Raw genomic sequence first — 13,105 nt, 5'->3', positions numbered from 1 at the left:
CTCGCAATGCGCGGCTAGCGCTGGCTCGAAACAATCAGCGACGGTGAGATGAAGCAAACCATCACGGTTGGTTTTTACCGTGACAGTTTGACTCTTGATTCAGATAAACGCTTCAACCTGCGGATTAATACAATAGACTATAAATTTTACGGCGGTAGGTCGATTTGAGTGCGTCACCGTCTGGCAAAGCATTAACCATATCCAAGAACAGTTTTTTCGCATCGCCAAAGTTTAAATCTTTGCTGATAACACTGTATAACAAACTCAGTGCCTCTTCGTGCTTATTGGCTTGTTGTAATTGCACGGACAATTGGACCTGAGTTTCCATATCGTCAGGATTTTCTGCCAACTTCGCCTGCAACGCTTTAATTTCGGGCGATTCCGCTGCTTGCTCAGCCAGTTCAATTTTACCCTGCAAGGCACTATAGCGGCCATCTTGGTCCACCAGACCTATAGTGCTAAGAATCGCTTTGGCTTGCTCAAGATAACCTTGCTCGATAAAACAATCAGTCATCATCAGCTTACCATCCAGATTATCGGGATTGATTTCATAGGCTTGCTTAACCAAAGGAAAGGCCGCAGCATAATTGCCTTCACTAATTAACTGTGCGCCTTGAGCCAGCAATTCTTGTTCTGGCGATGGTAAGTGTTTGGCGAGCATTTCACGGATTTGTGCTTCTGGTTGCGCACCAGCAAAGCCATCAACCGGTTGGCCATCTTTGACCAGCATAACCGTTGGCAAATTACGTACCCCAAACTGACCAGCGATTTCTTGCTGTTTCTCACAATCGACGGTCGCTAAAATTAAATCGTTGGGGTATTCCCGTGCTATTTTTTGCAATATTGGCATCAAATCTTTGCACGGCTCGCACCAATCGGCCCAGAAATCAACCATGATGAGCTTTTCATGGGATTGCTGAATGATCACCTGTTGGAAGTTTTCGAGGTTGAGTTCTACGATATTTGTCGCGAGGTTTTGCATTGAATTCACGCTTTGCTTTTGCCAAGATGGCTATAATATGTGGTGTTAACGTTGAATATCAACCCAACGATTATAAACGCGTGAGAATGCGCAGCGTCGTTGAGGCTAATTGGGGTGTTGGTTATGCAAACTGAACAAAAAACGTATTCTTCATTTGCCGAATTCTATCCATACTATTTGAGTGAGCATCAGGACCCACGCTGTCGACTGTTACATTTTATCGGCTCTTGGTTGGTGTTAGCTGTCATTGCTACCGCTGTATACACTCAGCAATGGGCATTATTATGGCTAATGCCTGTCATTGGCTATGGCTTTGCTTGGGTCGGTCATTTTTTCTTTGAACACAACAAACCTGCCACCTTTACCTATCCGTTTTACAGCTTACTGGGCGACTGGGTAATGTTTAAAGATATTCTGCTTGGGCGTATTCCTATCGGTAAGTAGCGGTTGATTTTGACGGTATCTCCTTGCTGAAACCTGATACCGTCGATACTTCAATTGCAACCAGCAACCGCCATGCAAAGTGAGCAGGTAATCAATGCAGTTAGTCATGATCGTTTTACTCTTCGCTGTCGGGCTTGCCCCCCACCACTCAGCTCGCGCTGATTATCCTCAAGGATGCACTGACCCCGCTTACCTTGCCAACATTGAAAACGCATTTGAAAACTTTGCTGCAAGTGGAAAACGCGCACTGGTTCAAACTGCACAAGCGTATACATTAAGCCTTGAAAATAGTGCCAATATTTATCAAATCATTGCCAATTTACGCAGACATATACAGTACAGCGCTCAATTCGAGCCAATTGAAACCGTCGAGCGCAAAATCGAGCGTATGTTTGAGCATGCTGAACAATTGACGCGGGAACAGTTGATCGCCGGTGATGTCATTGATGGATTCAGTGACGAAAATCATGCAATTTCTATTGCTCGCGCGTGGTTAGCGTATCGGCAAGACCAAAAAGAGCAGGCGTTTAAAGCTCTCCTGGATGCGCTTGGCCCTGAGCAATCAATACTAATATCTAGTTACGGTCCTGATTTTGATTTAGTTCGGCAAATATACCGCGACGGTCATAGACAGCCAGTACTTGAATACATAACAAAAACGGAAAAGTTTTGGATTGGCCAGCGGGCTGACAAATTGCGCAACGTGTGGCGGAAAATGATAGCAGCTGATTGCGCGGTGCAATTCAATTCAATGGACTTAGTCAACGCCGTTGAACTCGGTTTGGAACGATCATCGATGCATGAATAAGCCTCAAATACAGCTGTATTTGAGGCTCATACCTTGCGACGTTGCATTTTCAGCGTGTAGCTAGTTACTTCGGTGCGACCTGCAGCAACTTACCATTCGGTTCATCCGTCAACAGATAAATGAAACCGTCAGCACCAACCAATACGTCACGAATGCGCTCTCCTCTGTCGCGCAGTAACTCATGTTCTGCCATCACTTTGCCTTTTTCATCGAGTTCGATGCGACGCAGATGGTCAAATTTGAGAGAACCTACTAATAAATCACCTTGCCACTCTTTGAAAGCTTCGCCGTAATAAAAGTCCATTCCGCTGGGCGCAATTGACGGGTCCCAATACATGAATGGTTGCTCCATGCCATCTTTCTCAGTGAGGTCAGAAACAATAGAGTCGTCATAGTTCACGCCATAAGTGATTACCGGCCAACCATAGTTGTTTCCTTTGGCAAGGATATTCACTTCGTCTCCGCCTTTAGGACCATGTTCATTGGTCCAGACCGCCCCTGTTTCTGGATGGACAGTCATCCCTTGCACATTGCGATGGCCATAGGTAAATACTTCGGGAGCCTTCCCTGACATAAACGGATTATCAGCAGGCACAGAACCGTCGCGCTTTATGCGGGCAACGGTGCCAAAGTGATTGTCAGTGTTTTGTGCTTCGTAACGCTGTGAGCCGCGGTCCCCCATACTGATGTATAAGTCACCCTGCCCGTCAATCACCACGCGACAGCCAAAATGGAATCCGGTATTAATGCGTGGATTAGCGGTAAACAACACCTGCACATCTTCTAGCGCTTGACCATTTAGCTTGGCGCTTGCAACAGTACTGGTGGCACCGCCCTCGCCGGGGCTGCTATAGCAAAAATACAGGGTATTGTTGCTAGCGAAGTCGGGATCAGCCGTAATCCCTAACAGGCCACCCTGATTTTTCGCGACAACCTCTGGCACGCCCACAATAGGTTCGCTTAAAACGCCCTGACTGAAACGACGCATCGTTCCCGGACGCTCGTTAATGATAAAGTCGCCGTTGGGTAACTGCACCATGCCCCATGGGTGTTTCAGACCGTCAGTCAACTCAGTCACTTTAACCGCAGAGTCAGCATGGTCGTGCGCGCTAACATTGAGCGCTAAACCAGCGACGAACATTCCACATATCAGCATCTGTTTTTGCATTTTTACTCCTTAGGCGTTAGATTGCGTTGCTCGCAACATCCATGCAGTCTTTTCATGCACGCGCATGCGATCAGACACTAACGCGGCTGTGGACTCGTCATCGGCCTCTTGGGCAGTGGCAAGTACCGCTCGACACGTTTTTACCACTTGCTCGTGACCTTTGGTCAATAAGGCAACCATTGCACCAGCTGCGGGTACCCCTTCAACTTCTTTAATTGAGCTTAGTTCAGCAAATGCCTTGTAAGTGCCTGGCGCTGGCACATCGAGTGTGCGGATCCGTTCAGCGATGTCGTCAACTGCGATAGCCAGTTCGGTATAGTGCTCTTCAAACATCAAGTGCAACTCACGAAACTGTGGGCCGGTAACATTCCAATGAAAATTGTGCGTTTGTAAATACAACGTGTACGAATCTGCCAACAAGCGTTTCAGGCCATCGGCAATGGCTACTCGGTTAGATTCATTTATCCCGATATCAATTTTATGCATACTTGCTCCTATTTATGATCCCACCAGCATAGCCTCTCAGTCAGCTCAAGCCAGCAGAAAGCGGTAAAAGTCTTACCATCATCGTTCAATGGATTATCACTGTTAACGCATGAGGTAAGATTTTAGATTAGCCTATTCCCCTATTTAGTTAGTGGTGATGCTCATGCCCAAGCGCTGCACCATCAACCGCCTGCACAAGCACTTGTGTTTCGACACTTTCGCCAGACCCATAATACAAGGTGAGCGTAAACTGCTGCCCCGCTTCCAACCCTGACTTCAGCCCTAACAGCATAATGTGATAACCACCGGGCGCAAATGCGAGTGTCTCTCCGGCGGGTATCAACACACCGCCTTTTTGTTCTCGCATTTTCATCATTTCGCCGTCTTGAATGACATTGTGGATCTGCGCTTCACTCGCTATAGAACCAACGACTGATGCTCGTTCTAAGCGAACAGGCTTTTCACTCGAGTTCGTTACGCGCAAATAAATAGCCCCTGTAGGTGCGAGCGGAAAGGTGGCTCGTGCCCAAGCGTCATCGATGCTTAGTGGTGCCTTAGCGACGGCACTCTGGATACAGATTAAGCTCAGACATAACGCGACAAACCGGATTAACCCTTTTTGATACTGCATACTGCTACCTCGAAGCGGTTATTAACATCCATGCTTTATGGCGAATAACCGCTTTTTTATTGTTTTACTACCAATGATAATTTATCGCTACGTTAATTGAACGCCCCATTTCAGGGATCCGCTCACCCAGTGCCAGCTCGCTGCCATTCACGCGGTTTACGCCCCCCAAATGACTGACGTAGGCCTTATCTAATACATTATTGACGACCACATTCACTTGCCAATCATTCGCAAACGTCATCCCTGCACCTATATTGAATACCGTATAGCTCGGCGTGCGAGTCTCATTCTGAATCGCGGCAACATCATCCTGTGCATCAACCCAAATTCCCTCTGCGAATGCATATTGATTTGCTTTACGATAATCAATGCGTAAATCCAAACGGTTTGGCGCAATTCGATACAATGGTTGATCGAGATTTTTATTAACCCCCGAAACCGATTCATATGCGCCTGCTAGTGACCATTTATCATTGACTTTGAATGTTGCGGCGAGATCGAAACCGTAGAGTTTGGCGTCGACATTTTGCCACTGCAATGGCGGCTCAGTCCCCATCATCATTGCTATCATGCGGGCGGCGGCATTATCACTGGGTAATCCAGTAATATAATCATCAATACTGTAGTAAAAAACGCGTGGTTCAATGCTAAGTTGTTCACTCCGATACAACAATGAGAAGTCCACTTGCTGGGCCTTTTCCTCTTGTAGATCTAAGTTCCCAAGATAATTTCTACCGTCTGCCAGTCCCGCCGAAATCCCTAATGGAAACCAGGTGTAGAGTTCATGGTAACTGGGCGCTCTCCCTTTCTCGGCAGCTGTGGCTGTTACACGCCATTGCTTATTTATATCAATGCCTGCCTGGGCAGTCATATCGAGCCAAGTATATGTTTGCTTGCGCTGAGCCTGATTAAACGCGGTCACTAATGCCGCAGCATTAGGATTCATCATCGCCATGCTGGTTGCCACGTCATCGGCATCCGCTTCTACGCGCGTAGGTCTAGCACCTACGGTAACGAATACGCCATGCGGATTTTGCCATTGCAACTCAGCAAAGAGCGTAGAAAGGTCGCGTTTAACGTGATTAAAATTAGTGATACCAAACATGTCGTTGTTTGGGTTAGTAATATCACTCTCGTGTAGGCGAGAAGTGAACGTGCTACCGACTAAAAACTGGTAGTTCTGCTGTGCCGTTTCCCATTGCCCGGCATACTTCGCCGACAATCCCCAAACATCACTGCTCACACTATTACGGCGAGCCATTGCAGGCATGCGGTCACGCAATACAAAATTACTCATGTCGTGACGATTATTATTACCAAAGCCTTTAACTTCGATCTGATAGTCGTCAGCACTGTAGGTGTATTGAGTCCGATACCACAACGCATTAATAAACTCTATATCCATTGCGAGTGCAGGTGTACCAGATGTATTCGTATTGTTGTAACCCACTGAATAGGTCACTTCATGCGCTCGGTTTCGCCAGATCCCAGCAACATTCCCCATGGCTCGTTCATAACCGCTAGGGAGTACCGTGCGCCCATCACCATCTTGGTAGTCGTCGCCTTGTTGATACTGTGCAGCGACTCTTAAGCCCCAGTGCTGATTGACCCACTCATTAGCTATACCAAATTGATTGCGCTCACCATTATCAGTGTAATCTGCGCTAGCATTGCCCTGCATCTGCCAAGTGTCAGATGCACTCAATGACCAATCAGGGTCGTCAAATTTCACCACGCCGCCAATCGCTTCATAGCCTGCACTGACAGGAGCTATACCGGTATATAAAGTGACTTTAGGATGCTGTGCCACAATTACATGCGACAAGGGCGAATCCATGGCATTGGGCCCAGCGCCATATATACTCGCTCCCTGATGACTGACATGGATCCGATCACCAATGAAACCGCGATGTTGCAAAACCCCCGTCACCACACCATTGCTATTTATAGCAAATCCCGGCTCACGCGCAATTTGCTCCCTGACATCAGGCGCCATACTGGTAACTAACGCGCGTTCAACGCTAGTGGTTTCGTGCTGAGTTTGCCCATGTACGATAATGCGTTCTATCGTTATTGCATCTGGGCCATCGGGTTGTTCGGTATTTGCAATGGCTACAGTGCCATTGGTTATTGAAAAAACAGTAAACGCGCTCGCGACAATGCGGCGCTGCATAGAAAAAATAGCCATAGTAATCCTTTAATAGTAAATCAAACTGCCACATAGCGCGGCAAAATTAGTTCTAAAAACGTTGATTTACTGCCGGCGGAGCACGCGGATTAGAGGCTAAATAAGGAAAGGTTTGTACTGCACGAGCTTCGCGTGCCCGTACTCGATCGTGATATCGTTGAAAGGCTATATCAATTGGATCATTCGCCACCGCAAGCATATCGGAGTATGCAAAAGTTGCGAGTTCACACGCACTCATCGCTGGATCTGTCAACTCCGCTTGCGGGTCTAACTCAGTCCCGTCCGCATTCACGTAATGCATTTCACCAGTGTCCCAGAACTGCTGCAGATCGATGTATACCATCCCTTTCCCGGTACAAATCATCATTGTATTTTCGTCAGAGGCGAGACTAGCTCGCTGCATAGTATGCGACGCAGCAGCATTAATAGCGGGATGGATCAACATCAAAACCACCACTACCGCATAGCTAATCCAGCGGCTTGCAGATTTGTGGTTGTTAAGCGTGTACTTCATCGACTATTGGTAGAAGGATAATTTTCCACATTAAGGCATGAGAAGCAGAAAAATTCAAATGTCTTTAGTGTTTGGTTGACCTAGCGCATGCTTACATCACAAATGCAAAGCAAGATGGATCTTGTGGTGCGGATAAATGGTGCCGACTGCCGGAATCGAACTGGCGACCTACTGATTACAAGTCAGTTGCTCTACCAACTGAGCTAAGTCGGCACACTGTAGAGGCGCGTATTTTAGGTACGCGTAGCGTTTTGTCAAGCGCTTTTATGCACCATCAACGCGTTGCAATTTATTCACTTCTTCCATCAATACTGGGAAGTGCTCAATAGGCAGCAAGCGAGCCAGATCGGTGAGGCGAAGCGCTAATTCAGTATAGTTTGCTGCAACTACATTAATATGGCCCATCTTACGCTTCGCACGCACAGTCTTACCGTACCAATGTAGGTGACAGCCCGGCAGACCAAGAACGTCTTTCGCGATGCTACCACAGCCAATGATATTGACCATCGCACTAACTCCGCTCACAGACATATCACCTAACGGCAGATTCAGCACCGCGCGTAACTGATTTTCGAACTGTGATGTCTGAGCCCCATGCAGCGTCCAATGCCCTGAATTATGCACTCGTGGCGCCAGCTCATTGACCAACAAGTGATCACCTACCTGGAACATTTCAATAGCGAGCACACCCACGTAGTTCAAATCATTAACAATCTTATGGAACAGTGTTAACGCTTGTTCTTGTAACGCAGGCGTTAACGCAGGAGCGGGGGCCACTGAGACATGTAATTGCCCTTGATGATGGCGATTTTCAGCCAGTGGATAAACGCTGATCTGCCCCTGCGCATTGCGTGCACCAATGATCGACAGCTCACGTTCAAATTCAATCATTTCTTCGGCAACAATTGGAACAGCTGCCAAATCAAGCTGAGCCAATTCTGCAGTTACATCAGCCAGTGAATTGGACTCGGTCAAGCGCCATTGGCCATAACCATCATAACCATCGAGACTGGCTTTAAAGATAATCTTGCTGCCCAATGCTGCCACCACATCTGGCAGCTGGTCGACATGGGTAACGATTTTGTGCCGACAATTAGGGATCGCAAGACGGTCCAAGAACTGTTTTTCTAGAACTCTATCTGCCCCGAGTCGAATGGCATCAAAATGTGGGTATAATTTTTGACTCGCTTGCGCCATAGTGAGTAAATCGACTGGCACATGCTCAAATTCTACGGTCAATGCCTGTGCTGCATCGACTGCGTCTTTCAGAGACTCATTCAGTGGTGTTTTATCTACCGGGTTGACCAACTGCTGGTTTTTAACGTTAACCGCAGTGACCTCAATACCTAACGGTGCGCCAGATAAACTGAGCATTTGCGCCAGTTGACCATCACCAAAAACTACGACTTTCATGCATCCAATTCCAAGTCAGCGGCAGCTAAAACTTTTTCAGTTTGCTCTTGCCTAAAGTCAAGGATCGCTTGCCGTACGGCTGGGTTATGTAAGGCTATGATTTGCGCCGCCAGCAGTCCTGCATTAGCCGCACCCGCTTCGCCGATTGCCAACGTACCAACAGCTACCCCTTTGGGCATTTGCACGATAGATAAAAGTGAATCCATACCGCTTAATTGACTTGAGCGAACTGGGCACCCTAAAACAGGAAGGTGAGTATGTGCAGCAATCATTCCTGGCAAATGCGCAGCGCCGCCAGCACCAGCGATGATCACATCAAATCCATTATCTGCAGCACTAACAGCGAACTCGGTTAAGCGATCAGGCGTACGGTGCGCAGATACCACTTTAGCTTCGAAATCCACGCCAAATGCGCGCAACATTTTCGCTGCATTTTGCATGGTTGGCCAGTCTGAGGTTGAACCCATTACTATCGCTACTTTATTCATTTCAACTCCAACTTTCGAGCAACACTTCTGCGCGGTCGCGGTACACAAGGATTAAAAAAGGCGCAGAGTATACCTTAAAAATAGAATTGTTCCCATTGCTACGAATGGCCGTATGAAAACTCGTGTTGATGCCAAATATCTCGGTTAAGCGAATGAGATTAATCTCAGTGAAGCGAGTAGATTGATATGTAGCATTTACATTTTAATATTGATTTTGTATTTTGTTTTACGCTCATCTATAAGGTGCGATATGAATTCGTTAACGTTCCGGCTGTTACAAGTCTACCAACAAGTTGTTGATAGTGGCTCCATTACCGCCGCATCAACGGCCTTAGGATTATCTCAACCCACTGTTTCTTTGCAACTAAAGAAACTTTCTTCACTATTCAATATGGCATTGTTAGAGCAATATCAAGGCCGACTAAAGATGACTGATGCTGGCAAAGCGGTTTATCAATGTGCGCAAGAAGTTTTAAGTTCACAAGCTCGGCTGGACAGTTATATGCAAGCTTTACAAGGCATGGAAGTTGGCTCATTGAAAATTGCTGTAGTTACCACAGCAAAATACGTTGTTCCTCCATTATTGGCCGAGTTTTGCGAGCTTCACCCAGGCATTGATATCACCTTGAAGGTAGGCAATCGCGCACAAATAATCGAGCGTTTGCAAAATAATCAGGATGATATTTATATTTTTAGTCAGCCTCCGCGTGATATGGCCATTCATGTCGAACCATTTTTGCTCAATCGGTTAAGCGTGATTGCACCAAAAGACTACGATGGCCCGAACAATTGCCATTTAAATGAGCTAGCCGAACAGCGCTTTTTATTGCGCGAACCTGGTTCAGGCACACGCAAGTTAGTGGACGATTATTGTCAGTCGCAAAAAATTGAACTCAGTAAAGTTATGGTGATTGAAAGTAATGAGGCGATCCGTTTATCTGTTGCCACGGGTTTGGGACTAGCAATTGTCTCCGAACAAACCTTGGCGCATAGCCCCACAGATGACTTAACTTTTTTACAAATCAATGATTTCCCATTGCAGAACTATTGGCAAGCGGTCACCTTGAACAGCCGACCAGAGAGCTTAGCCGCTTCAGGGTTCAAAAAGTTCTTACGGGAGCATGGAGATATTGAGAGTTAACCGAGACAGCAATATTGCCAATCAATGCAGATTGCGCGCGAGTGTTTTAATGACTGCTGCGCGCGTTATGGGTTTGCTTAAATAATCATTCATGCCAGCTAACAGACAGCGCTGGCGATCCTCTTCAAACGCATTTGCAGTGATTGCGATAATCAGCGTATTTGCTTTGTCGTTATTCCATTTTCGAATCTGCCTAGTCGCTTCATAGCCATCCATTTCCGGCATTTGACAATCCATCAAGATTGCGTCAAAACGGTAAGCCTCAAGCGCCGAGAGGGCCTCTTTACCATTACTAGCGCTAACAACCCTTACCCCTTCTTTGCTGAGCATATCGGTCAATATTTCAGCATTAACCGCGTTATCCTCAACAATTAAGACGCGCAATCCCTGCGGCAACTTAGGCAAGCCAACAGCAGAAGGCACGATATCTAAGTTCGATTCAGCCATTGGAATGCTGACAGAAAAAACTGTCCCCTCGCCAGGGGTGCTATTCACTGCAATATTACCTGACATCAGTTCAATCATTCGCTTGGTAATGGCTAAGCCAAGCCCAGTGCCGCCATATTGCCGCGCGGCAGTAAAGTCTGTTTGCGCAAACTCATCAAAGATCAACTGAAGGTCTTCAGGCGCGATCCCAACCCCCGTGTCGCGCACCAATAAACGGAGTACGCCTTCACTGTAGTCGAGAGTTAACATGACCTTGCCAATATGCGTGAACTTGATGGCATTATTCAATAGATTGTTCAATATTTGAGCATATTTACCCGAATCTCCTTGCACCTGTGCCGGTACATCATTGGATATCTCACAGCTGAGCCTGATACCCTTTTTCAATGCAGCCTCTGAGTGCAACTCACATGCGTTACGGGTGGTTGCTGCGACATCAAACGGATAGATTCGCACATTCATTTCACCCGACTCGATTTTTGACCAATCTAATACACTGTCTAAAATCAGTAGTAAATTCTGGGCGGACTCTCCAATAACCTTGATTTTTCGCTCCAAAGGTTCACTTAAATCCTCACTCAATAAGTTTTCACAACTACCGATAATCCCGTTCATTGGCGTACGAATTTCATGTGACATGTTGGCCAGAAACTTGGATTTAGCCTCACTGGCCACTTCCGCCATCTTCAGTGCGGTACTGAGTGACTGAGTTTTCTCTTCAACTCGCTTCTGCAAAGTCGCATTTAAATCATGCAATTCTTTATTAAGCAGATCTTGTTTACTCCTTGCTTGTTGCAGCTCATTGAAAGTATCTACCAAGCGTTTACGTAAGCTCACAAACTCGCTGTTCAATGCATCCACTTCGCGCAAATACAATCGATTGCGTTCGTCGCTTTTAAATTCGGATTTGCTGGCTGGGTCAAATAGTGCGAATTGATGCATTAAAGTACGCATGGGTTTGGACACCAAACTAGCCACAAAATAGCCCATTAGGATGCCTACGGCTCCAAGTAACAGGAGTACAACCAACGCCAGCAATAAATATTGAGAAGTTGCTTCAATAAACTCGTCTTGTGGATAAAATACATGGGTCGACCATTGTTGCGGCCCATCGAGCTTCGACTGCACAAACCAATGCTTGCCAGCCAAAGTCACAACCGTTTGACTACAACTCGCCACCAGACAGGGCATTGAACCAACATCAAACAAGCGTTCGAAACCTAAGCTACTGTTTGCGTAGACGACCTGATTGAGCGGATCGCTAACCATGGTAACAAATCCAGTAAGGTTGCGGTCGTCGTATAGATTAAACTCGTTTAGCCCAAGTGAACCTTCCACAATACCAATGAATTCGCCATTAGCATCATACATTGGAGCTGATACAGCAACGATGTTATCGTTCCCAAACCCTCGCCCTTGAAAGGCCGCTGAAATAAAAGGACGTGCAGTTTCTTTAGCACGATTAAAATAATCGCGACTTGCGACCGAAAGAAAACCGGAGCGCTTGGCTGATGTCAATACCGATTGTGGAAAGGCGTGTGTGATAGTGCCGTCCTTGTCTGTTACAAGAAACGTAAGAAATTCGGGGTTTTGTGGCGCGAGTTCACTCAATACGCGATCACTTAATTCAGGAGAACGCTCCAACACACGTGCAGCAAAAGTGATTGCCGACTGATGGCGAATAAAAAAGCCAGCCAATTGATCACTTAAGACTTGAGAACGTTGGTGCATGTAGGACAGTAGCTGTTGCTTTTGCTGTGCTTGAAAACTCGCAATATAAAAATAAATGACGGTGAGTAGAGCGATAAAAAATACACCCGCAAAAAAATACTGAAACACCACTCGAACTTCGATCATTGGTGTTTGACTGGACGGCCATACCATGAATCGCCCAATGTATAGAAAATGCCCAATGACTAAACTGATAACCGCTGAAAAACAGGTCACCGCCATGGCGGTAAATGCGAGCACGATACTGTGCGGATTCTCGCTGTAAAACAGCATCATTAGCAACGGGATAATAAACGCAAGCCAGTAGCCTAGGCCGATAACGAGTGTCCGCTGTATTGGCCGCCGATGACAATAGTAAGCCACCACGATGGGTTGACTCAATATGACGGTAATAACTAAGGGATTATAGAGCTGAACTCCCAACACTGGCGCACCGAAGAAAATCGGCAACCAATAGGGCAAGCTAATGCAAAGACTACTTGCGATAGCAGCCTTCAGGCCAAACAATAAGCCCAAGAACATGGCAAATGCAAAGCCAAATGAAAAAAGACCTTGCGTCGCAAATGGCGGTGGAAGCCAATGTAATAACATGCCGCTTAACGTCAGTAATACTGCCGTTAACCGCTTATTGTTAAGTAGAAACTCGATCACGATTGTCCGCGAG

Annotated in this window: 12 protein-coding genes and 1 tRNA gene; 3 read left to right on the top strand and 10 right to left on the bottom strand. The window is 46.6% G+C overall.

The genetic code is table 11. From position 1 onward, the window contains the following. Positions 1 to 124: 124 nt before the first annotated feature. Positions 125 to 982 carry a thioredoxin gene (trxA, locus tag AC121Z_RS02430; RefSeq protein WP_498128124.1) on the bottom strand — a complete coding sequence of 286 codons (858 nt, stop codon included), beginning with the start codon at positions 980 to 982 and terminating at the stop codon, positions 125 to 127. 123 nt (positions 983 to 1,105) lie between these two features. Here trxA and AC121Z_RS02425 point away from each other — a divergent pair, with 123 nt between their 5' ends. Together AC121Z_RS02425 and AC121Z_RS02420 are read left to right on the top strand one after the other, a co-directional pair. Further along, entirely contained in the window at positions 1,106 to 1,426 is a 321-nt protein-coding gene (locus AC121Z_RS02425) for an Mpo1-like protein (protein ID WP_498126374.1), read from the top strand. Positions 1,427 to 1,520: 94 nt separating this feature from the next. Beyond that, on the top strand, positions 1,521 to 2,234 hold the full coding sequence (locus tag AC121Z_RS02420) for a hypothetical protein (RefSeq protein WP_498126372.1): 714 nt from the start codon (positions 1,521 to 1,523) through the stop codon (positions 2,232 to 2,234). A 64-nt stretch (positions 2,235 to 2,298) separates the two neighbouring features. Here AC121Z_RS02420 and AC121Z_RS02415 read toward each other — a convergent pair whose 3' ends face one another. The 8 genes from AC121Z_RS02415 to purE form a co-directional block, all read right to left on the bottom strand. Beyond that, positions 2,299 to 3,402, bottom strand: a complete 1,104-nt coding sequence (locus AC121Z_RS02415) for a PQQ-dependent sugar dehydrogenase (protein WP_498126370.1) — start codon at positions 3,400 to 3,402, stop codon at positions 2,299 to 2,301. Positions 3,403 to 3,411: 9 nt separating this feature from the next. After that, positions 3,412 to 3,888 (bottom strand): Dps family protein, encoded by a 477-nt coding sequence (locus AC121Z_RS02410; protein ID WP_498126368.1) that lies wholly within the window; start codon positions 3,886 to 3,888, stop codon positions 3,412 to 3,414. A gap of 148 nt (positions 3,889 to 4,036) precedes the next feature. After that, entirely contained in the window at positions 4,037 to 4,519 is a 483-nt protein-coding gene (locus tag AC121Z_RS02405) for a copper chaperone PCu(A)C (protein WP_498126366.1), read from the bottom strand. A gap of 67 nt (positions 4,520 to 4,586) precedes the next feature. Further along, a complete protein-coding gene (locus AC121Z_RS02400; RefSeq protein ID WP_498126364.1) occupies positions 4,587 to 6,707 on the bottom strand; it encodes a TonB-dependent receptor plug domain-containing protein in 2,121 nt (706 codons plus the stop codon). 52 nt (positions 6,708 to 6,759) lie between these two features. Continuing rightward, positions 6,760 to 7,221 carry a DUF2946 family protein gene (locus AC121Z_RS02395; protein ID WP_498126362.1) on the bottom strand — a complete coding sequence of 154 codons (462 nt, stop codon included), beginning with the start codon at positions 7,219 to 7,221 and terminating at the stop codon, positions 6,760 to 6,762. A gap of 137 nt (positions 7,222 to 7,358) precedes the next feature. After that, positions 7,359 to 7,434, bottom strand: a tRNA-Thr gene (locus AC121Z_RS02390). 51 nt (positions 7,435 to 7,485) lie between these two features. Beyond that, positions 7,486 to 8,634, bottom strand: a complete 1,149-nt coding sequence (locus AC121Z_RS02385) for a 5-(carboxyamino)imidazole ribonucleotide synthase (RefSeq protein WP_498126360.1) — start codon at positions 8,632 to 8,634, stop codon at positions 7,486 to 7,488. Next, entirely contained in the window at positions 8,631 to 9,122 is a 492-nt protein-coding gene (gene purE / locus AC121Z_RS02380; protein ID WP_498126358.1) for a 5-(carboxyamino)imidazole ribonucleotide mutase, read from the bottom strand. The genes AC121Z_RS02385 and purE overlap by 4 nt, the downstream gene beginning before the upstream one ends. Positions 9,123 to 9,372: 250 nt before the next feature. Between purE and AC121Z_RS02375 the strand changes: the two genes are divergently transcribed. Beyond that, on the top strand, positions 9,373 to 10,263 hold the full coding sequence (locus AC121Z_RS02375) for a LysR family transcriptional regulator (protein ID WP_498126356.1): 891 nt from the start codon (positions 9,373 to 9,375) through the stop codon (positions 10,261 to 10,263). A gap of 21 nt (positions 10,264 to 10,284) precedes the next feature. Here the strand turns inward: AC121Z_RS02375 and AC121Z_RS02370 are convergent, their stop codons facing one another. Continuing rightward, complete coding sequence (locus tag AC121Z_RS02370; protein WP_498126354.1) at positions 10,285 to 13,092, bottom strand: response regulator; 2,808 nt, start codon at positions 13,090 to 13,092, stop codon at positions 10,285 to 10,287. Positions 13,093 to 13,105: the final 13 nt, after the last annotated feature.

The sequence above is a fragment of the Alteromonas sp. DYW1 genome (assembly GCF_059752595.1).
The sequence above is the reverse complement of the archived record's forward strand: the minus strand, read 5'-3'. Positions and strand labels throughout refer to the sequence as shown.

Bases quoted from the DNA above. Each gene is read 5' to 3' on its own strand.
- AC121Z_RS02395 (WP_498126362.1), bottom strand. From the start codon at position 7,221: ATGAAGTACACGCTTAACAACCACAAATCTGCAAGCCGCTGGATTAGC.
- AC121Z_RS02425 (WP_498126374.1), top strand. From the start codon at position 1,106: ATGCAAACTGAACAAAAAACGTATTCTTCATTTGCCGAATTCTATCCA.
- AC121Z_RS02375 (WP_498126356.1), top strand. From the start codon at position 9,373: ATGAATTCGTTAACGTTCCGGCTGTTACAAGTCTACCAACAAGTTGTT.
- AC121Z_RS02410 (WP_498126368.1), bottom strand. From the start codon at position 3,888: ATGCATAAAATTGATATCGGGATAAATGAATCTAACCGAGTAGCCATT.
- AC121Z_RS02400 (WP_498126364.1), bottom strand. From the start codon at position 6,707: ATGGCTATTTTTTCTATGCAGCGCCGCATTGTCGCGAGCGCGTTTACT.
- trxA (WP_498128124.1), bottom strand. From the start codon at position 982: ATGCAAAACCTCGCGACAAATATCGTAGAACTCAACCTCGAAAACTTC.
- AC121Z_RS02420 (WP_498126372.1), top strand. From the start codon at position 1,521: ATGCAGTTAGTCATGATCGTTTTACTCTTCGCTGTCGGGCTTGCCCCC.
- AC121Z_RS02415 (WP_498126370.1), bottom strand. From the start codon at position 3,402: ATGCAAAAACAGATGCTGATATGTGGAATGTTCGTCGCTGGTTTAGCG.
- purE (WP_498126358.1), bottom strand. From the start codon at position 9,122: ATGAATAAAGTAGCGATAGTAATGGGTTCAACCTCAGACTGGCCAACC.
- AC121Z_RS02405 (WP_498126366.1), bottom strand. From the start codon at position 4,519: ATGCAGTATCAAAAAGGGTTAATCCGGTTTGTCGCGTTATGTCTGAGC.
- AC121Z_RS02385 (WP_498126360.1), bottom strand. From the start codon at position 8,634: ATGAAAGTCGTAGTTTTTGGTGATGGTCAACTGGCGCAAATGCTCAGT.